Source organism: Azospirillum sp. (assembly GCF_035628975.1).
Classification (GTDB): domain Bacteria; phylum Pseudomonadota; class Alphaproteobacteria; order Azospirillales; family Azospirillaceae; genus Azospirillum.
Window position 1 is genome coordinate 17,249 of record NZ_DASPIS010000035.1, and the last position, 19,516, is coordinate 36,764.

Here is a 19,516-nt window from a genome sequence, read left to right on the forward strand (position 1 = left end):
AGCCCCGGCTCTTGCGAGCCGGGGCTTTTTCGTTACCCGAACCGGGAGAGACGGATCACTCCGCCTTCTTGGTCAGGTCCTCGCCGGTGGCCTGGTCGACCTGCTTCATCGACAGCTTGACCTTGCCGCGGTCGTCGAAGCCGATGACCTTGACCTTCACCGAGTCACCCTGCGACACGACGTCCGACACCTTGCCGACGCGCTGCTGCGCCAGTTCGGAGATGTGGACGAGGCCGTCGCGCGAGCCCAGGAAGTTCACGAAGGCGCCGAAATCGACGACCTTCACGACCTTGCCGGTGTAGACGACGTTCATCTCCGGCTCGGCGACGATGCCCTTGATCCACTCGATGGCGGCGTCCGACTTCTTCTGGTCGACCGCCGAAACCTTGACGGTGCCGTCGTCGTCGATGTCGATCTTGGCGCCGGTCTGCTCGACGATCTCGCGGATCACCTTGCCGCCGGAGCCGATCACGTCGCGGATCTTCTCCTTCGGAATGTTGATCACGGTGATGCGCGGGGCGTTCTCGTTGACGCCTTCGCGGGCGCCGGTCAGCGCCTTGGACATCTCGCCCAGGATGTGCAGGCGGCCGTCCTTGGCCTGGCCCAGCGCGATCTTCATGATCTCCTCGGTGATCGAGGTGATCTTGATGTCCATCTGCAGCGCGGTGACGCCGACTTCCGTGCCGGCCACTTTGAAGTCCATGTCGCCCAGGTGGTCTTCGTCACCCAGGATGTCCGACAGGACGGCGAAGCCGTGGTCTTCCTTGATCAGGCCCATGGCGATGCCGGCGACCGGACGCGCCAGCGGCGCGCCGGCGTCCATCAGCGACAGCGAGGTGCCGCAGACGGTGGCCATCGATGAGGAGCCGTTGGACTCCGTGACTTCCGACACGACGCGCAGCGTGTAGGGGAAGTCTTCCTTCTTCGGCAGCAGCGGGTGGATCGCGCGCCACGCCAGCTTGCCGTGGCCGATCTCGCGGCGGCCCGGGCTGCCCATGCGGCCGGCTTCACCCACCGAATACGGAGGGAAGTTGTAGTGCAGCATGAAGTGCTCGCGGTACTCGCCCTCGAGCGCGTCGATGATCTGCTCGTCCTGGCTGGTGCCCAGCGTGGTGACGACCAGCGCCTGGGTCTCGCCGCGGGTGAACAGGGCCGAACCGTGGGCGCGCGGCAGCACGCCGACTTCCGACACGATCGGGCGCACGGTCTTGGTGTCGCGGCCGTCGATGCGGCGGCCGGTCTTCAGAACGGCGCCGCGCAGGATGTCGGCCTCCAGCTCCTTGAACTCGAAACCGATCGACTGGGCGTCGAATTCCTCGGCCAGCGTCTCGAGCGCCTTCGCCTTGGCGGCGCCGACCTTCTCATAGCGGCTCTGCTTCACCGTCTCGGTGTAGGCGGCTTCCACGTCCGACCCGACGGTCTCGCGCAGGCGGGCCTTCAGGGCCTTGCGGTCGTAGGCCGGCTCCGGCAGGTCCCACGGCTCCTTGGCGGCTTCTTCGGCCAGGTCGATGATCATGTTGATCACCGGCTGGAAGTTGGTGTGGCCGAACATGACGGCGCCCAGCATGACCTCTTCGGTCAGTTCCTTGGCTTCCGATTCGACCATCAGCACGCCTTCGACGGTGCCGGCGACGACCAGATCCAGGTCGCTGTCCTCGACCTCGTCCATGGTCGGGTTCAGCACATACTGGCCGTTCTTGTAGCCGACGCGGGCGGCGCCGATCGGGCCCAGGAACGGGATGCCGGAAATCGTCAGGGCGGCCGAGGCGCCGACCATCGCCACGATGTCCGGATCGTTCTCCAGATCATGGCTCAGCACGGTGCAGACGACCTGCGTCTCGTTGCGGAAGCCATCGGCGAACAGCGGACGGATCGGACGGTCGATCAGGCGGCTGACCAGCGTTTCCTTCTCGGTCGGACGGCCTTCGCGCTTGAAGAAGCCGCCGGGGATCTTGCCGGCCGCGAAGGCCTTTTCCTGGTAATTGACGGTCAGCGGGAAGAAATCGACGCCCGGCTTCGGCGCCTTGGCGGCGACGGCGGTGCACAGGACGGTGGTGTCACCATAGGTGACCAGAACCGCGCCGTTGGCCTGACGGGCGATCTTGCCCGTTTCCAGGACCAGCTTGCGGCCGCCCCACTCGATTTCCTTGCGATGAACAGTGAACATGGATTCTTTCCTTCCATCCGACACCCTGCAACGGCCGGATTGCCGCCCAAGGCCGGGGCCATCGGTCGTAGGACCCCGCGAGAAAACTGGAGATATGGTGTTCGACAACAGCACTGAACGAATCAAGATAGAGGCGTTGCGGATGCAAAAAAGGCCGGTCCCCGAATGATCGGGCCGGCCTGTCCGTTACGAAACGCTCAAGATCGAGTTTCTATTGCCAATAACCAATGAGGTGTTCCGGAACGATACAGGTGGACGACGAATACGGTATTCGACTTCATGGCCCGCTGATTTGGGGAAACCCCCGGCCGGTGGCCGGCCAGGGGAACCCGAACCCGTCAGCGGGACGGCGCTGCCGTTAGCGGCGCAGGCCCAGACGCTCGATCAGAGCGGCGTAGCGCGACTGATCCTTCTTCTTCAGGTAGTCGAGCAGACGGCGGCGCTGACCGACCATCACCAGCAGACCACGGCGGGAGTGGAAGTCCTTCTTGTGGCCCTTCAGGTGCTCCGTCAGGTTGCTGATGCGCTCCGTCAGGATCGACACCTGGACCTCGGGCGAACCGGTGTCGTTGGTGCCGCGGGAAAATTCCTTGATCAGCTCTTGCTTGCGCTCGGGCGTAATCGACATCGGGGTCTCCTAAATCACGTGAGGTTGAGCACGCGCACCGGACGGACCTCCGCCCCCTCGACACGGGCCAACGCCACCGGCGTTCCACCGAAAAGCGCAATGACGGTGCCATCCCCACCGTCAGCACCCTGAACCGCCATCAGCCGTTCACGATCCTGCCGGGTGAGGAGAGCCACCGTCTGGCCGTGCCTCAGTCGGTGCGCTTCCGCTTCCGTCAGGGCCAGCGCCGGGATGTCGTCCAGCGCGGTCTCGATCGGCAACAGAAGTCGTTCGACGGCCGCACCTTGCTCCATGGCGGCCAGTTCGTCCAGGGAAATCGCGCGGTCCAGCCTGAAGGACCCGACGCGCAGACGGCGCAGAAGCCCGACATGGCCGACCGTGCCCAGCGCCTCCGACAGGTCGCGGGCCAGCGAGCGGACATAGGTGCCCTTGCCGCAATCCACCTCGAACACCGCATGGTCGGCGTCGGGTTCCTCGACCAGTTCGAAGCGGTCGATGCGCACGGTGCGGGCGGCGAGATCGACCGCGTCGCCTTCGCGCGCGATGTCGTAGGCACGCTCGCCGTCGATCTTGATGGCGCAGAACTGCGGCGGCACCTGCTGGATCTCGCCCAGGAAGGCGGGCAGGGCGGCGCGGATCGCCTCGGTGGTCGGCCGGTGGTCGGAGCGGTCGATCACCGCGCCTTCCCGGTCGTCGGTGGTCGTCCGCTCGCCCCAACGGATGGAGAAGCGGTAGGTCTTGGCGCCATCCATGGCGTAGGAGACCGTCTTGGTTGCCTCGCCCAGCGCGATCGGCAGGATGCCGGTCGCCAGCGGGTCCAGCGTGCCGCCATGCCCGGCCTTCTCGGCGTTCAGCAGGCGGCGTACCTTCGACAGCGCCTGGGTGGAGGTCATGCCCTCGGGCTTGTCCAGCACGATCCAGCCATGGATCGGCGTGCCCTTGCGCTTACGAGCCACGACGCCCGCCCCGGCTCTCGTCGTCGTTTTCGCCCTTGTCCTCGCCCTTATCCTCGTCATCGAGCATGGCGCGGTCGTCATCCTCGAGGTCGTCGTCCTCGTCAGACTCATCGGGGTCCGCCTCGTCGGGACCGAGATCGTCCTCCTCGTCCCAGGAATCGTCCTCATCCTCGTCATGGTCGTCGTCGCCGTTGACCCGGCCCAGCGGGTGGCCGCTCAGGTCGCGGGCGACCTCCGGGCTGTGCAGGATGCTGTCGATGCGGTGGGCGTAGTCGAAGGAGGTGTCGCCTTCGAAGCTCAGCGTCGGGGCGTGGCGCAGGTTGACCATGCGCGCGACCTGTCCGCGCAGGAAGGCGGCGGCCCGCTTCAGGGCGACCTGCGCCTCCTCCATCCGCTCGCCGCCCAGCGTCGAATAGAAGACGGTGGCGTTGGACAGGTCGGGGCTGATCCGCACCTCGGTGACCGTGACGTTCAGCGAGGCCAGCTCCGGATCGTGGAAGTCACCGCGGCGGAACAGGTCGGCAAGCGCGTGGCGCACCTCCTCGCCGACGCGCAGTTGCCGTTGGGACGGGGGCTTGCCGGCGATGAACGCGCCGCGCTTCTTGCTGGCCATGGTACGTGTCTTTCGTCGATGTCTCTTGCCGGGCTGCTTCAGCTCACCGGCCGATCACACACATATGGGAGCTGTCGGTCTTCCACCCCAACCGCCGCCCGCCGGGCAGGCTTAAGGCGGTGGCGATCACCCCAATATAGGAACAGGGCGCAGGACTGATCCCGCGCCCCGCAAAACCAAAAAGGCCACCCGATCCTTCCCGGCGGGAAACCGGAAGGGATCGGGCGAACCGAACAGGTCACAGCTCGCGAGCGATTTCCTCGATCTCGAAAGCTTCGATCTGATCGCCGGCCTGGATGTTGTCGTAGTTCTCGAAGGCCATGCCGCACTCGTAGCCCTCGCGCACTTCCTTGACTTCGTCCTTGAAGCGCTTGAGCGTCTTGAGCGTGCCTTCGTGAATGACGACGTTGTCGCGCAGCAGGCGGACGCCGGCGCCGCGCTTGACGACACCCTGCGTGACCATACAACCGGCGACCTTGCCGACCTTCGTGATGTTGAACACCTCGCGGATGGTCGCGTAGCCGATGAAGCGTTCCCGCAGCGTCGGAGACAGCAGACCGGTCAGCGCCGCCTTCACGTCGTCGATCACGTTGTAGATGATCGAGTAGTAGCGGATTTCGACGCCGTCGCGCTTGGCGAGGTCGCGGGCCTGCGGGTTGGCGCGGACGTTGAAGCCGATGATCATCGCGTTGGACGCATTCGCCAGCGTGATGTCGGACTCGTTGATCGCACCGACCGAGTTGTGCAGGACGCGGACCTTGACCTCGGTGTTCTCGGCCGTGAGCTTCTCCAGCGAACTGGCGATGGCTTCGATCGAGCCCTGCACGTCGCCCTTGATGACGACCGGCAGTTCCTTGGCCTCGCCGGCCTGGATGCGGCTGAACATGTCCTGCAGCGAACCGCGGGCGGAGGCCGCAACCACCGCTTCGCGCTTCTTGCGCTGGCGGAACTCGGCGATCTCGCGGGCACGGGCTTCGGACTCGACGACGGTGAAGTCGTCGCCGGCCATCGGCGTGCCGTTCAGGCCCAGGACCTCGACGGGGACGGCCGGGGCCGCCTCGTTGACGTTCTGGCCGCGGTCGTTGATCAGCGCACGGACGCGGCCCCATTCGGCACCGGTCACGAACACGTCACCGACCTTCAGCGTGCCGCGCTGGACCAGCACGGTGGCGACCGAACCACGGCCACGCTCCAGCTTCGCCTCGATGACGACGCCTTCGGCGGCGCGCTCGGGGTTGGCCCGCAGCTCCAGGATTTCGGCCTGGAGGAGGATCGCCTCTTCCAGCTTGTTCAGGTTGCGCTTGGCCTTGGCCGACACTTCGACGTCGAGAACGTCGCCGCCCATCTCCTCGACCACCAGCTCGTGCTGGAGCAGTTCCTGACGGACGCGCTCCGGCTTGGCATCGGGCAGGTCGCACTTGTTGATGGCGACGATGATCGGAACCTTGGCCGCCTTGGCGTGGCGGATGGCTTCGATCGTCTGCGGCATGACGCCGTCGTTGGCGGCGACCACCAGCACGACCACGTCGGTGACGTTGGCGCCGCGGGCACGCATCTCGGTGAAGGCGGCGTGACCCGGCGTGTCGATGAAGGTGATCTTCGCACCCGACTCCAGCTGCACCTGATAGGCGCCGATGTGCTGGGTGATGCCGCCGGCCTCGCCCGACACCACGTCGGTCTGGCGCAGCGCGTCGAGCAGCGAGGTCTTGCCGTGGTCGACGTGGCCCATGATGGTGACGACCGGCGGACGCGGCACCAGGACGGCACCCTCTTCCTCGGTGGCACGCAGGCCGATCTCGACGTCGGACTCCGACACGCGGCGGACGCGGTGGCCGAACTCGGTGATGACCAGTTCGGCGGTATCGGCGTCGATGGTCTGGTTGATGGTCGCCATGACGCCCATGCGCATCAGCGCCTTGATGACGTCGGCGCCACGCTCGGCCATGCGGTTGGCCAGCTCCTGGACGGTGATGACCTCCGGCAGGACGACGTCGCGGGTGACCTTCGCGGTCTCCTGACGGCTCATCTGGCGCAGGCGTTCACGCTCGCGGGCACGGCGGACGGCAGCCAGCGACCGGGTGCGGTCGCCGCCGTCGTCGCTGAGCGCCTGCGAGACGGTCAGCTTGGTGCCCTTGCGGCGGTCGGCGCCGGCGGGAGCCTTGGCGGCCGGACGGGCCGGAGCGGCCTTGGCCGGGGCGCCGCCACGGCCACCCTTGCGACGGTTGTCCTCCTCCTCCTCGACGGCGCGGGCCGGCGGGGCGCCGGCACCCGGCGGGGTACGGCCGGGAGCGGCGTCGCCGGCAGGACGGGCGGAAGCACCACCGGGGCGCTGGTCGCCGGCAGGACGGGCACCGGCGGGACGGGCACCGTCGCGGGCTGCGCCATCGCGGCCACCATCACGGCGGGCCGGCGGTTCGGCGTCGCGGCGCTTGGCCTCCTCGGCTTCCTTGCGCTTGGCCTCTTCCTCCTTGCGACGGCGTTCGGCCTCTTCGGCGACCTTGCGATCTGCTTCCTGAATGGCGCGCATCTCGTCCAGCTCGCGCTGGCGCAAGGTCTCGGCGTCCAGAATGATCGGCGGCATTTCCGGCGCGGTCTGGGCCGGAGCTTCAGCGGCGGCCGGAGCGGCGGCTTCGGAGGGGGCGGCCGGAGTGGCTTCGGGCTCTTCGGCGGCGCGGGCCGCGGCCTCGGCAGCGCGGGCTTCGGCGCGCACCGCTTCTTCCTCGGCCTCGATCCGGCGCTGCTCTTCGAACGCCGCGGCGCCGCGAAGGGCACGCAGGCGCGATTCCAGCTCCTCGCGGGTCAGCTGGCGCCCGGCAGGGGCACCGCCACCGCGGGGTCGTTGGCCCTGCGCACCGCGCATGGGCAGGCCCTGGGCAGCTTGACGCGCGGCGGCGCCGCCGTCTGCGACGCCGGGCACGGCGCCCTTTTCAACATGACGCTTGCGCTTGACCTCTACGGTCACCGCTTTTGACCGGCCATGGGAGAAGCTCTGCCGGACCTGGGTCTCGACCGGCTTCTTCGACTCCAGCTTTCCTTTGCTGGCGCCGGTTAGGTGCAAGACTTTCTTCTGGTCCTGGTCGTTGCTGTCGGTCATCGGTTCCCGAATGGTCAGACGTTACATCGCAGGCCGGCCGGCCGTATCGCCGACTCCCAAGCCCTTATCAGAATCCTGGTGCGCATCCCGATCCCCTTGGGGACCTTTCAGGTCCAGGTGCCCCCGGGGACCTTTCAGCCCCCTCAAGCGTGCCGCTTCGCGGACCAGCCCAGCGGCCAGCCTGCCTCGCGCCACCACGGCATGCACCGCGTGATCGCGTCCCAGCGCCGCGGCCAAGGCCGAGGACTCGAACAGATCGATCACCGGCAGCGACGGCGCGAGCGCCGTCACCTTGCCGCGCTGGTCCAGCGAGCCGTCCGCGGCTTCGACCAGCAGGGCCGGCGGGGGACCCGCACGGCCGACCTGGTTGGCCCTCAACGCCTCGCGCACCTTTTCGTATCCTGCCAGGACGTGGCCGGCACGGCGGGCAAGGCCCAACGCGTGCAGACAACGCCGTTCCAGCAGCCGTTCCAGCCTTTCGGCCAGATCGGGCGGTACTTTCACCGCCCGGCGGGCCGCCTTGGCAAAAACGGATTTCCCCATGGCTTTCGCCAGGGCATCCCTGTCGGCCGTGACCCAAAGGCCGCGACCGGGCAGACGTTCCTCCAGGTCCGGCACCACCTCGCCGTCGGGGCCGATCACGAAGCGGATCATGCCCTCTTTCGGCCCGACCGTACCCGACGCGATGCAGCGGCGCAGAGGCCCCTTCTCGTCGTCGGCCGGCAGGCGGTCCGTCCCGGCACCTTCGTCCTGTGCCAATTCCTGATCCGGCACCGCATCCGCGGCGGCGGTCGGTGTCCGTTCGTCGTTCCGTTCGGTCATCCGATCGTCATCCGCTCGCGCGGTCCCGAATAATGGTTCCTGTCGGGCGCAGTTCCAACCGGCATTGCTGCCGGTCAGGCCTGCGCGCCCTGGCCGCCGGCGCTGCCATCTGCCGCAGGGGCCGCGGCGGCGCCGTCCTGTTCCTCACCCTCGAACCAGTGGGCGCGCGCGGCCATGATGATCGCGTTCGCTTCCTCTTCGGTGGGAGCGTCCTTGGCGCCGTCCTTGCTCAGGATCTCCACCAGCTCGTCGCCGGCCAGATCGGCCAGATCGTCCAGCGTCTTCACGCCGTTCTCGCCCAGCTTCACCAGCTGCGTGGCGGTGAAGCCGGTCAGCTCGGCGACGATGTCCTCGACGCCCAGTTCCAGGCGACGCTCGTTCGCCTGCTCGTCCTGCACTTCCAGGAAGGCGAGGGCGCGCTGCTTCAGCTCGTCGGCGACCGACTCGTCGAAGCCTTCGATCTCGGCCAGTTCCTCGGTCTCGACGAAGGCGATCTCCTCGACCGAGGTGAAGCCTTCGGCGACCAGCAGGTGGGCGATCACGTCGTCGACGTCCAGGGCCTGCATGAACAGGGCGGAGCGGTTGTGGATCTCCTCCGACCGGCGCTCCGACTCTTCCTGTTCGGTCAGGATGTCGATGTCCCAGCCGGTCAGCATCGAGGCGAGGCGCACATTCTGGCCGCGGCGGCCGATGGCCAGCGACAGCTGGTCGTCGGGCACCACCACCTCGATGCGGCGGTTGTCGTCGTCGAGCACGACCTTGGCGACCTCGGCCGGGGCGAGCGCGTTGACGACGAAGGTCGCCGCCTCGCCCGACCACGGGATGATGTCGATCTTCTCGCCCTGCAGCTCGCCGACGACCGCCTGGACGCGGCTGCCGCGCATGCCGACGCAGGCGCCGACCGGGTCGATGGAGCTGTCGTTGCTGTGGACGGCGATCTTCGCACGGCTTCCCGGATCACGGGCGACCGCCCGGATCTCGATGATGCCGTCGTAGATTTCCGGCACTTCCTGGGCGAACAGCTTCGCCATGAACATGGGATGCGTGCGCGACAGGAAGATTTGGGGCCCGCGCGGTTCCTCGCGGACGTCGTAGATATAGGCGCGCACGCGGTCGCCGTTCTTGAAATGCTCGCGCGGCAGCAGCTCGTCGCGGCGCAGGATCGCTTCGGCGCGGCCCAGGTCGACGGTGACGTTGCCGTATTCGACGCGCTTGACCAGACCGTTGACGATCTCGCCGTTGCGGTCCTTGTACTCGTTGAACTGGCGCTTGCGCTCGGCGTCGCGCACCTTCTGCACGATCACCTGCTTGGCGGTCTGGGCGGCGATGCGGCCGAAATCGATCGGCGGCAGCGGGTCGACCAGGAAATCGCCGATCTTGGCGCCGGCCTTGCGGCGCTGGGCGTAGGGCAGGGTGACCTGCGTCGCCTCGTTCTCCACCGTCTCGACCACCTCCAGATGGCGGGTCAGATGGATGTCGCCGGTCTTGCGGTCGATCCGGGCGCGGATGTCGTGCTCGTGGCCGTACTTGGAGCGGCCGGCCTTCTGAATCGCCTGCTCCATCGCCTCCAGGACTTCGTCCCGGTCGATGTTCTTTTCGCGGGCGACCGCGTCAGCGACTTGCAGCAATTCCATCCGTTACACTTCCTGGCTCGGTCTTGTGTGATGCCGGTCTTGCGTGATGTCCGGTCGGTTCGGCGGGATATCGGTTCGGCTTTCGGGGGCGGGCATCCTGTCGGCGTGTCCTTGGCGGACCCGGGCCGTCAGTTTTGCGGGCCCTCCTGCTCCTGGCTGGCGCGGATCAACTCGTCCGTCAGCACCAGCTTGGCGCGCAGGATGTTGTCGAACTCCAGCCGGGCCGGTCCCTGTTCGGTGTCGACGCACACGAGGCCGTCCTCGACGCCCTTCAGCATGCCCTTGAAACGCTTGCGGCCGTCGATGGCCATGCGGCTCTCCAGCCGGGCTTCGAAGCCGGCGAAGCGCTCGAAATCCTTGAGGCGGGTCAGCGGCCGGTCGATGCCGGGCGAGCTGACCTCCAGCGTGTAGGCTTCGCGAATCGGGTCTTCCACGTCCAGCAGGGCCGAGACGGAGCGGCTGATGTCGGCGCAATCCTCGACAGTCATGGGCGCGCCGTCGGCGCGCTCAGCCATGATCTGGAGAATCGACCGCTGGCCGCCTGAGATCTGAACGCGCACGACCTCATAGCCCATGGCTTCGACCGACGGCGTGATGATCTGTTCGATGCGACCTGTAGCGTCCATTCCACCTAACCCAAAGCCTGCGGCCGGGATCGAACCGGACGAGGTTTCCACAACAGAAGGTTCAAAAAGCGCGCGTTTCCACACGCTGATAAAAAAATAAGTGGGCAAAAGCCCACCCGCAAAGCGTCTCGCCGGCCCGGTTGCCCGGGCCGCCGATCCGTATGGGTTCTCAGAGGGTGAATATAGTCATTCCGCCCGATGCCGCAAGCCTTTTCGGGCCTGATCGGCTTTGCCGGTCGGATTCTCAAGCGGAACGGGTATGCGTCAGCGTCGCGGGCGACGGACGAACCGCATGAAGACCGGCTTGCGGCCGGCGGCGATGGCCTTTTCCTCGTACCGGGTCGCCGGCCAGTCGTCCGGCCGGACGCGCCAGTCCGACGGGCGGCGCGCCGTCCATTCGAAATCGGGATGCTTCACCGTGTGTTCAAGCATCCAGCGCACCAGACCCATGTCGTCGCTGGCCAGGCGCAGCTCCGCGCCGTCCTTCAGCACGCGGGCCAGCCGCGGCAGGTTCTCCGGTCCGATGAAGCGGCGGTCGGCGTGACGCTTCTTGGGCCAGGGATCGGCGAACAGCACGAAGGCGCGGCCGATGGAGGCGTCGGGCAGGGCGTCCAGCAGCGGCCGGGCGTCGTCGGGCTGGATGCGCACATTGCTCAACCCGCCGTCCTCCACCATGCCCAGCAGGCCGGCGATGCCGTTGATGAAGGGTTCGGCGCCGATGAAGCCGACATCCGGATTGTGCTCGGCCTGCCAGGCGAGGTGATGGCCCATGCCGAACCCGACCTCCAGCCAGACCTCCCGCTTGGGCGTGTCGAACAGCCCGGCGGGATCCAGGCTGTCGCCGGGCTTCGGCAGCGCGATCTGAAGCTGCGGCAGCAGTGTGTCGATCAGCTCCGTCCGGCGTTTGCGCAACGGCCGGCCCTTGCGGCGCCCGAACAGGCGGTTGGAGCTTTCGGAAAGGGAACCGGAGGTGCTGTCGTCGGTCATGTCGGAACGCTGCATGGAAATGAGGAAAGCGCAAAAGAAAGCAGGGGCCGTTTCCAGCCCCTGCCGTCTTTTCCGCATCGGCTGCGGATACTATGCCGCGAAGGCGCCTTAGAGGAAGGCGTTCCGCAGGTCGCCGACCAGATCGGTCTTCTCCCACGAGAAGCCGCCGTCGACCTCCGGCTCGCGGCCGAAATGGCCGTAGGCGGCGGTGCGGGCGTAGATCGGCTTGTTCAGGCCCAGATGCGTGCGGATGCCGCGCGGGGACAGGTCCACCAGCTGCTGCAGGATGTCGGACAGACGGTCCTCGTCGACGTTGCCGGTGCCGTGGGTGTCGACATAGACCGACAGCGGCTTCGACACGCCGATGGCGTAGGAGACCTGGATCGTGCACTTCTCCGCCAGTTCCGCCGCGACGACGTTCTTGGCGAGATAGCGGGCGGCATAGGCGGCCGAACGGTCGACCTTCGTCGGGTCCTTGCCGGAGAAAGCGCCGCCGCCATGCGGGGCCGCGCCGCCGTAGGTATCGACGATGATCTTGCGGCCGGTCAGGCCGGCGTCACCGTCCGGGCCGCCGATGACGAAACGGCCGGTCGGGTTGACGTACAGGTTCTTGTCGTCGCACATCCAGCCTTCCGGCAGGCAGTTGACGATGTGCGGCATGACGATCTCGCGCACGGCGTCCTGGTCCAGCCCCTCGGCATGCTGGGTCGACAGCACGATGGCGGTGGCGCGGGTCGGGCGGCCATCGATGTACTGCAGGGTGACCTGGCTCTTGGCGTCCGGGCCCAGCTGCGGGGCGGCGCCGGAATGGCGCGCCTCTGCCAGCGACTTCAGGATGGCGTGGCTGTAATAGATCGGCGCCGGCATCAGGGCCGGGGTCTCGCGGCAGGCATAGCCGAACATGATGCCCTGGTCGCCGGCACCCTCGTCCTTGTTGCCGGCGGCGTCGACGCCGACCGCGATGTCGGCGGACTGGGAGTGGACGAAGCACTTGACGTCCATCTTCTCCCAATGGAAGCCGTCCTGCTCGTATCCGATGTCCTTCACCGCGGCGCGGGCGACCTCGACCAGCTGGTCGGCCTTGATGCTGTCGGGGCCGCGGACTTCGCCGGCCAGAACGACCTGGTTGGTAGTCGCGAGCGTCTCGACGGCCACGCGGGCCTGCGGGTCGTGCGAAAGATAAAGATCGACGATGGCGTCGGAAATGCGGTCGCAGACCTTGTCGGGATGACCTTCCGACACGGACTCGCTGGTGAAGACGTAGTTGAGCTTTGCCACGGGAAACCTCGGCATTCGGCGGCACGCTATTTCATGAGCCGAAACGGCAGACCGGTACAGCGGCCGCAGACACCGGTCCAAAACCGGTTTTGACAAGGAATTCACCCGCGGTCAAGAAGACTACCGGCGGTAAGGGATCGGACCAATCAGCGCACACGCCACACGAAGGGGGAGCGCGGGCGCGCCGCGCCATCCCCTTTCGGTGGGTATCACATGCCGTACATCAACCGGCAGGAGTTACTCCGCCGCTTCCGCCACGGCTGCGCTGGCGACCGCTTTCGTCAACTCGAACAGGCGCTTGCGCACCGACGGGTCGCTGATCTTGTAATAGGCGCGGACCAGTTCCAGCGTCTCGCGCTTGGCCATCGGATCGGGCTCGTAGGCGGCGGCGGCCCGCTCGTCCGAAGCGCCCGCCTCGTCGTCGTCCTCGACACGGGCGGCGGCGGCATCGGCCGGCATGTCGTCGAAGAAGAAGGAGACCGGCACGTCGAGCACGCGGCTGAGATCGAACAGACGCGATGCGCCGATGCGGTTGGCGCCGCGTTCGTACTTCTGCACCTGCTGGAAGGTCAGGCCGATCGCCTCGCCCAGCTTTTCCTGGCTCATGCCGAGAAGCGTACGGCGGAGACGGACGCGGGATCCGACATGGACATCGATGGGATTCGGCTTTCCGGTCTTCGGACGGCCCGCACCCGCACGGCGCCCGCGCGGCGCCCCAGTTTCAGTCTGCATCTCGTTTATCCCTGTAACGGTTGTGCAACCTAGTTACGACATATCCACGTATGCAGTCAAGTCCGCTCCGGTCAACCCGGTTGCACGAAATTGTTCTGCCTGTGACGGGCCTATTGCCCGTAATGCTGTGTCACCGGTGATATCGCGAGGCCAAGGCCGCCAGAAAACAGCCCAGAAGCCCTATGCCGAAAATCCAGTCGCCCATGCGGGCATAGGCTGTGACGCCGGATGGCGCTTTCGGCAACGTGGTATCGATGAAGCCCCGTTCACCCAGACCGAGCAATTGTCGCACACGTCCGTAGGCGTCCACCACCCCGGATATTCCCGTATTCGCCACCCGGATCAGCGGCAGCCCTTCCTCCACCGCGCGGACCTGGTTGATGGCGAAATGCTGGTGAGGTCCGGCGGTGCGGCCGTACCAGGCGTCGTTGGTCAGGTTCAGCAGCCATTGCGGCCGGTCGGCGGCGTCGACCACGGCACCGGGGAAGATGCTCTCGTAGCAGATCAGCGGGCTGAAGGGCGGCAGGCCGGCGGCACTGCCCGCAAGATGCAAGGTGCGCGGCCCCGGCCCGGCGGAGAACTCCGCCCCGTTCCCGGCGATGGCGCCGACCGGCAGCCACTGCCGCAACGGCATGTACTCGCCGAAGGGGACGAGGTGGAACTTGTCGTAGCTGGCGACCGCCGCGCCGCTGCCGTCCACCGCCACCATGCCGTTGTAGTAGCGCCGCTCGCCGTCTTCGCCGACGGTGGTGCGCGGCGCTCCGGTGATCAGCAGCCCGCCGGGCGGGGTGACGGATGCCATCGCCTGACGCACGCGCGCGTCGTCCTCGATGAAGAAGGGGACGGCGGTCTCCGGCCAGATGACGACGTTGGGCGGCGGGGCGGCGGGATCGGCCGGCGGGGCGGCCGACAGGGCGAGATGGCTCTGGAAATTCTGCACCCGTTCGCCGGGCGCCCATTTCAGCCGCTGGTCGATGGCCGCCTGGACCAGCCGCAGCCGCAAGTCCGGAACCGGTTCGTCGACCGCACCGGCCAGCCTCCAGGTTCCCCAGCCGCCGAGCACGGCCAGCAGCGCCAACCCGGCGGCAACGCCGGCCCAGGCGCGGCGCGGCGCGGTGTCGCGGTCGGGCAGGGCGGCCGGCAGCGAGGCGACCAGCACCGTCACCAGCGTCAGGCCATAGATGCCGAAGAGCGAGACGCTCTGCAGCACCGGCAGCACCCCGACCCAGCCATAGCCGATCAGGTTCCACGGGAAACCGGTGAAGACATGGCCGCGCAGCCATTCCCACAGGCACCAGCAGGCGGCGAACAGCAGCGGCCGCGCCAGCCCGGTGCCGAAGCCGCGGCGGCGCAGCAGGTGGAAGCACAGGGTGGCGCCGCCGCTGAACATCGCCAGCAGGATCGGCAGGCCGACCGCCGACAGCGGCAAGGCCCACCAGAAGCGCTCGATGTCGGTGAACAGCGCGGCGCTGACCCAATAGAGCCCAAGCAGGTGATGGCCGAAGCCGAAGAACCAGCCGACCGCGAAGGCGCCCTTCTTCGTCTCGACCCCATCCAGCAACCAGACCAATCCGGGAAACGCCACCAGCAGCACCGGCAGCAGATCGGCCGGCGGCAGAGCCAGCGTGGCGAGCCCGCCCAGCATCATCGCGGCGGCCATCCGGCGCCATCCGGTCAGCGCGGACAGCCGCGCGGAGACGCGGCCCAGCCGGGCCGGGACGGGCAGGGTGTCGGTGGCGGTCAAGGCGGAAACTCCGGCAGCGGCAAGGGCAAGCGGCGCCATAGGTAATGCGGCCGGGCGGGGGCGCCAAGGTGCTTGTGGGCGGGGCTGGGTTGTGGAAGGGGGGAAGTTAGACCCCCACCAATCCTCCCCCGCTGGGCGGGGGAGGATCAGGATGGGGGCAACCCCGAAGACGTTACGCCGTCTCCGCCAGTTCCGAACTGTTGGCGGGGACGTTGTGGACGCGCAGGCGCTTCAGGCGGCGGGAGTCGGCATCGACGATCTCGAACTCCAGGCCCGAAGGGTGGACCAGCCGCTCGCCCAGGCCGGGCACGCGGCCGGCGATGGAGACGACCAGACCGCCGAGCGTGTCGATGTCCTCGCGCTCCTCCTCGGACAGGACCGGGCCGACGCGGTGCTCGAAATCCTCGATGGGCAGGCGGGCGTCGGCGATCAGGCTGCCGTCGGGACGTTCGACCAGCCGCGGCGCCGCGGTCTCGTCATGCTCGTCCTCGATTTCGCCGACGATCTCCTCCACCAGATCCTCGATGGTGACGAGGCCGTCGATGCCGCCGAACTCGTCCACCACAAGTGCCATGTGCTGGCGGGTCTGGCGCATCTGCACCAGCAGGTCGAGCACATGCATGGAAGGGGCGACGATTTTCGCCTCGCGGATGATGCCGGTCAGGTCCGGCCTGTGGCGCAGGCCCTCCGGCGAGATCGCCTGTTTCGCCAGCAGGGTCAGCACATCCTTGATGTGGATGATGCCGACCACGTCGTCCAATGTCTCGCGGAACACCGGCAGGCGGGAATGGCCTTCCTCGGCGACGCGCTGGACCAGGGTGGGGAAGGGCGTGTCGATCTCGACCGCGATGATGTCGGCGCGCGGCACCATCACGTCGGCGACGGTGCGGTCGCGCAGCTTCAGGATGTTGGTCAGCAGCGCACGCTCGCCGGATCCCAGCGAATCCTCGCCGTCCTCGCTGGCGGCATCGTCCAGGCCTGCGATCAATTCCTCGATCGTGCCGCGCAGGGATGTATCCTCGCGGCCGCCCCAGACGGTGCGGAGCCACCCCTTGAACAGGTGGCCCAGGGAATGGTCTTCGGCCCCGTGGTCATCACGGGGCGTGCGACTGTCGGATATTTCGCTCATCGGTCCGGCGGTTGGTGGTTGGCGGCATAGGGGTCGGCAATTCCGAAGCTGGCGAGCAACCGGGTTTCCAGCGCTTCCATCTCCTCGGCCTCGTCGTCCGTCTCGTGATCATAGCCCAGCAGATGCAGAACACCATGCATCACAAGGTGAGTCATGTGGTCTTTGAAGTTTTTCCGCTGTTCGGTTGCTTCGCGGGCGACCGTTTCATAAGCCAGGATGACGTCGCCCAGCATGACGGGCATGCCGTCTTGCGCTTCCGGCTCTTCCGCTTCGGTCAGGGCGAAGGACAGCACGTTGGTCGGCTTGTCCTTGCCGCGATACTCACGGTTCAGCCTGTGGACCAGCGCGTCGTCGGCCAGGACGACCGACAGCTCGGCCGGTCCTTCCTCGTCGTCATAGGCGGCGCCCAGGGCGGCGAGCGCCGCGCGCTCGGCCAGCCACTCGGCATCCTCGGCCCAGTCGCCGGCTTCACGTGAAACAGTGATATCGACCGCGCTGGTCATTCCGGATCTCCAACGATACCGGCCTCGCGGTCGATCGTTTCGGGCGCGGAACCGGTACGGCGGGCCTGCTTGCGCGCCGCCTCGCGGACATCGGCCTGATCGTAGGCGCGGATGATGCGGGCCACCATCGGGTGGCGGACGACGTCGGCATCGGTGAAGCGGACGAAGCGCACCCCCTCCACCCCGCCAAGGATGTCCAGGGCATCGCGCAGGCCGGACCGGGTGCCCGACGGCAGGTCGATCTGCGAGATGTCGCCGGTGACGACCATCCGCCCGCCTTCGCCGAGACGGGTCAGGAACATCTTCATCTGCATGGGCGTGGTGTTCTGCGCCTCGTCCAGGATGACGAAGGCGTTGCCCAGAGTCCGGCCGCGCATGAAGGCGAGCGGCGCGATCTCGATCTCGCCGGATTCCAGCCGCTTTTTCACCTGTTCCGCCGGCAGCATGTCATGCAGCGCGTCATAGAGCGGACGCAGGTAAGGATCGACCTTCTCCTTCAGGTCGCCGGGCAGGAAGCCCAGCCGCTCGCCCGCCTCGACCGCCGGACGCGACAGCACGATGCGGTCGACCTGACCGGTGGTTAGCAGCGCCACCGCTTGGGCGACCGCCAGATAGGTCTTGCCGGTGCCGGCCGGACCGAGCCCGAAGACCAGCTCGCTCTCGGCGAGAGCCTGCAGATAGGCGGCCTGGGTGGGGGAGCGCGGGGTGATCGGACCGCGCCGGCGGGTACGCAGCGCGATCTCGGCACGGGTGATGGTCGCCTGTTGCTGACCGGGCGCACGCGGCTCCTCTCCGGAGGCGACGCCGGCAAAACCGGGGTCGGCGGTCGCCATGCGGACGGCGCCGTCGACCTCGCCGCTGTCGATGGTCTGGCCGCGGGTCAGCCGCTGGTAAAGGCTGTTCAGCGCCGCCTGGGCCGTCTCGGCCGCGTCGGGCGGGCCGGAGATGGTCAGGGTGTTGCCGCGGGAGATCAGCGACACGCCCAGAAGGGATTCGATGCGGGCGAGGTGGCGATCATGCTCCCCGTACAGCATCGGCAGAAGCCGGTTGTCATCGAATTGAACGTCGATACGCCGTTCGGGCAGACCGTTCAAGCGCTTGCCTCCAAGGTTACGGCAGGCTGGAAGGGAGAGGCGGTGATGTATTCACCCGTGACCACGGTGCCGGCCAGACTGTTGGCGAGGGCGGCATCCACGCGCACCTCGACGATGCGGCCGAGCAGCCGTTCGTTCGCCTCGGCATGGACCGACTGCATCCACGGGCTGCGGCCCAGCAGCTGGCCGTCGCGCCGTCCGACCCGGTCGAACAGGACCGGGACGCTGCGCCCGACGAAGCTGTGGTTGAAGGCGACCTGCTGGGCGTTCAACAGCTGATGCAGCGCCGCCAGCCGGGCCTCCTTCACCTCTTCCGGCACCTGGGCCCCGTCGACCGAAGCCGGGGTGCCGGGGCGCGGGCTGTATTTGAAGGAATAGGCCTGGGCATAGCCGATCTCGGTGACCAGCTTCAGCGTCGCGGCAAAATCGGCGTCGTTCTCGCCGGGGAAGCCGACGATGAAGTCGCCGGACATCGCCAGATCGGGCTTGGCGGTGCGCAGCCGGTCCACCAGACGGCGGTAGTCGTCGGCGGTGTGCTTGCGGTTCATCGCCGCCAGGATGCGGTCCGACCCCGCCTGCACCGGCAGATGCAGGTAGGGCATCAGCTGAGGCATCTCGGCATGGGCGCGGATCAGGTCGTCGGCCATGTCGCGCGGGTGCGAGGTGGTGTAGCGGATGCGCTCCAGCCCGTCGATCTCCGCCAGTTCGCGGACCAGCCGGCCAAGGCCCCAGGTGGTGCCGTCCGGCCCGTCGCCGTGCCAGGCGTTGACGTTCTGGCCCAGCAGGTTGATCTCGCGCGTGCCGCCGGCGACAAGCCGCTTCGCTTCCGCAACGATCTGGTCGGCGGGGCGGGAGAACTCCGCGCCGCGGGTGTAGGGCACCACGCAGAAGGTGCAGAACTTGTCGCAGCCCTCCTGCACCGCCAGGAAGGCGGAGACGCCTTGGCTGCCGGCTTCCTCCGGCAGGAAGTCGAACTTGGATTCGGCCGGGAAATCGGTGTTCAGCACGCTGCCGGCGGCGCGGCTGGCCTTCGCCACCATCTCCGGCAGGGTGTGGTAGGTCTGCGGGCCGAAGACCATGTCGACGAAGGGGGCGCGGGCGACGATCTCCTCGCCCTCGGCCTGGGCGACGCAGCCGGCGACCGCCAGGATCATCCGGCCGTCCTCGGCCTCCGCCTTGCGGTCCTTCATCTGGCGCAGGCGGCCAAGCTCGGAAAAGACCTTCTCGGCCGCCTTCTCGCGGATGTGGCAGGTGTTCAGGATCACCATGTCGGCGCCGTCCGGCTCATCGACCGGTTGGTAGCCCAGCGGTGCCAGGACATCCGCCATCCGGGCGGAGTCGTACACGTTCATCTGGCAGCCCCAGGTCTTGATGAACAGCTTCTTGGTCAACCCGCACCCTTCCGCTCAGAACAAAAACGAATAGCGCGCTCACGATGCTGCGTGGCGCGCGGCGCGCCGTCCGTCCGGCGTCGCTCCTGAAAAGATGGTATCGCGTGTGGGGCGAATC

At 67.5% G+C, this 19,516-nt stretch carries 15 protein-coding genes and 1 pseudogene; all 16 read right to left on the reverse strand.

What is annotated here, in order from left to right:
* Window positions 1–55: 55 nt before the first annotated feature.
* Window positions 56–2,167 carry a polyribonucleotide nucleotidyltransferase gene (pnp, locus tag VD964_RS07725; protein ID WP_063635661.1) on the reverse strand — a complete coding sequence of 704 codons (2,112 nt, stop codon included), beginning with the start codon at window positions 2,165–2,167 and terminating at the stop codon, window positions 56–58.
* A 358-nt stretch (window positions 2,168–2,525) separates the two neighbouring features.
* Window positions 2,526–2,795: a 30S ribosomal protein S15 gene (gene rpsO, locus VD964_RS07730; RefSeq protein WP_014249210.1), complete on the reverse strand. Its 270-nt coding sequence runs from the start codon at window positions 2,793–2,795 to the stop codon at window positions 2,526–2,528.
* A 14-nt stretch (window positions 2,796–2,809) separates the two neighbouring features.
* Window positions 2,810–3,751: a tRNA pseudouridine(55) synthase TruB gene (gene truB, locus VD964_RS07735; RefSeq protein WP_324867245.1), complete on the reverse strand. Its 942-nt coding sequence runs from the start codon at window positions 3,749–3,751 to the stop codon at window positions 2,810–2,812.
* 97 nt (window positions 3,752–3,848) lie between these two features.
* Window positions 3,849–4,364, reverse strand: a pseudogene (gene rbfA / locus VD964_RS07740) (30S ribosome-binding factor RbfA); the annotation flags it as partial.
* Between the two features lie 238 nt (window positions 4,365–4,602).
* On the reverse strand, window positions 4,603–7,458 hold the full coding sequence (gene infB, locus VD964_RS07745) for a translation initiation factor IF-2 (protein ID WP_324867247.1): 2,856 nt from the start codon (window positions 7,456–7,458) through the stop codon (window positions 4,603–4,605).
* A 21-nt stretch (window positions 7,459–7,479) separates the two neighbouring features.
* Window positions 7,480–8,280 carry an RNA-binding protein gene (locus tag VD964_RS07750; protein WP_324867249.1) on the reverse strand — a complete coding sequence of 267 codons (801 nt, stop codon included), beginning with the start codon at window positions 8,278–8,280 and terminating at the stop codon, window positions 7,480–7,482.
* A 74-nt stretch (window positions 8,281–8,354) separates the two neighbouring features.
* A complete protein-coding gene (nusA, locus tag VD964_RS07755; RefSeq protein ID WP_324867251.1) occupies window positions 8,355–9,914 on the reverse strand; it encodes a transcription termination factor NusA in 1,560 nt (519 codons plus the stop codon).
* Window positions 9,915–10,042: 128 nt separating this feature from the next.
* Entirely contained in the window at window positions 10,043–10,540 is a 498-nt protein-coding gene (rimP, locus tag VD964_RS07760; protein WP_324867253.1) for a ribosome maturation factor RimP, read from the reverse strand.
* A 264-nt stretch (window positions 10,541–10,804) separates the two neighbouring features.
* Window positions 10,805–11,527, reverse strand: a complete 723-nt coding sequence (trmB, locus tag VD964_RS07765; RefSeq protein WP_324867255.1) for a tRNA (guanine(46)-N(7))-methyltransferase TrmB — start codon at window positions 11,525–11,527, stop codon at window positions 10,805–10,807.
* A 108-nt stretch (window positions 11,528–11,635) separates the two neighbouring features.
* A complete protein-coding gene (metK, locus tag VD964_RS07770) occupies window positions 11,636–12,805 on the reverse strand; it encodes a methionine adenosyltransferase (protein WP_324867257.1) in 1,170 nt (389 codons plus the stop codon).
* A gap of 237 nt (window positions 12,806–13,042) precedes the next feature.
* On the reverse strand, window positions 13,043–13,537 hold the full coding sequence (locus VD964_RS07775; protein WP_324867259.1) for a helix-turn-helix transcriptional regulator: 495 nt from the start codon (window positions 13,535–13,537) through the stop codon (window positions 13,043–13,045).
* 130 nt (window positions 13,538–13,667) lie between these two features.
* The gene (gene lnt / locus VD964_RS07780) at window positions 13,668–15,281 is read right to left on the reverse strand and encodes an apolipoprotein N-acyltransferase (protein ID WP_324867261.1); all 1,614 of its coding nucleotides are present in this window, start codon (window positions 15,279–15,281) and stop codon (window positions 13,668–13,670) included.
* 172 nt (window positions 15,282–15,453) lie between these two features.
* Window positions 15,454–16,410, reverse strand: a complete 957-nt coding sequence (locus tag VD964_RS07785; RefSeq protein WP_194913336.1) for a hemolysin family protein — start codon at window positions 16,408–16,410, stop codon at window positions 15,454–15,456.
* Window positions 16,407–16,913 carry an rRNA maturation RNase YbeY gene (ybeY, locus tag VD964_RS07790; protein ID WP_324867264.1) on the reverse strand — a complete coding sequence of 169 codons (507 nt, stop codon included), beginning with the start codon at window positions 16,911–16,913 and terminating at the stop codon, window positions 16,407–16,409. Before ybeY ends, VD964_RS07785 begins: the two co-directional genes overlap by 4 nt.
* On the reverse strand, window positions 16,910–17,947 hold the full coding sequence (locus VD964_RS07795) for a PhoH family protein (protein WP_414637108.1): 1,038 nt from the start codon (window positions 17,945–17,947) through the stop codon (window positions 16,910–16,912). Before VD964_RS07795 ends, ybeY begins: the two co-directional genes overlap by 4 nt.
* Before the next feature lie 56 nt (window positions 17,948–18,003).
* Window positions 18,004–19,398, reverse strand: coding sequence for a tRNA (N6-isopentenyl adenosine(37)-C2)-methylthiotransferase MiaB (miaB, locus tag VD964_RS07800; RefSeq protein ID WP_324867268.1), 1,395 nt, complete (start codon window positions 19,396–19,398; stop codon window positions 18,004–18,006).
* Window positions 19,399–19,516 lie beyond the last annotated feature (118 nt).

Excerpts from the sequence above, each read along its gene's own strand:
- trmB (WP_324867255.1), bottom strand. The coding sequence starts at position 11,527 with ATGACCGACGACAGCACCTCCGGTTCCCTTTCCGAAAGCTCCAACCGC.
- VD964_RS07785 (WP_194913336.1), bottom strand. The coding sequence starts at position 16,410 with ATGAGCGAAATATCCGACAGTCGCACGCCCCGTGATGACCACGGGGCC.
- rimP (WP_324867253.1), bottom strand. The coding sequence starts at position 10,540 with ATGGACGCTACAGGTCGCATCGAACAGATCATCACGCCGTCGGTCGAA.
- VD964_RS07795 (WP_414637108.1), bottom strand. The coding sequence starts at position 17,947 with ATGCTGTACGGGGAGCATGATCGCCACCTCGCCCGCATCGAATCCCTT.
- rpsO (WP_014249210.1), bottom strand. The coding sequence starts at position 2,795 with ATGTCGATTACGCCCGAGCGCAAGCAAGAGCTGATCAAGGAATTTTCC.
- VD964_RS07775 (WP_324867259.1), bottom strand. The coding sequence starts at position 13,537 with ATGCAGACTGAAACTGGGGCGCCGCGCGGGCGCCGTGCGGGTGCGGGC.
- infB (WP_324867247.1), bottom strand. The coding sequence starts at position 7,458 with ATGACCGACAGCAACGACCAGGACCAGAAGAAAGTCTTGCACCTAACC.
- VD964_RS07750 (WP_324867249.1), bottom strand. The coding sequence starts at position 8,280 with ATGACCGAACGGAACGACGAACGGACACCGACCGCCGCCGCGGATGCG.
- nusA (WP_324867251.1), bottom strand. The coding sequence starts at position 9,914 with ATGGAATTGCTGCAAGTCGCTGACGCGGTCGCCCGCGAAAAGAACATC.
- ybeY (WP_324867264.1), bottom strand. The coding sequence starts at position 16,913 with ATGACCAGCGCGGTCGATATCACTGTTTCACGTGAAGCCGGCGACTGG.
- pnp (WP_063635661.1), bottom strand. The coding sequence starts at position 2,167 with ATGTTCACTGTTCATCGCAAGGAAATCGAGTGGGGCGGCCGCAAGCTG.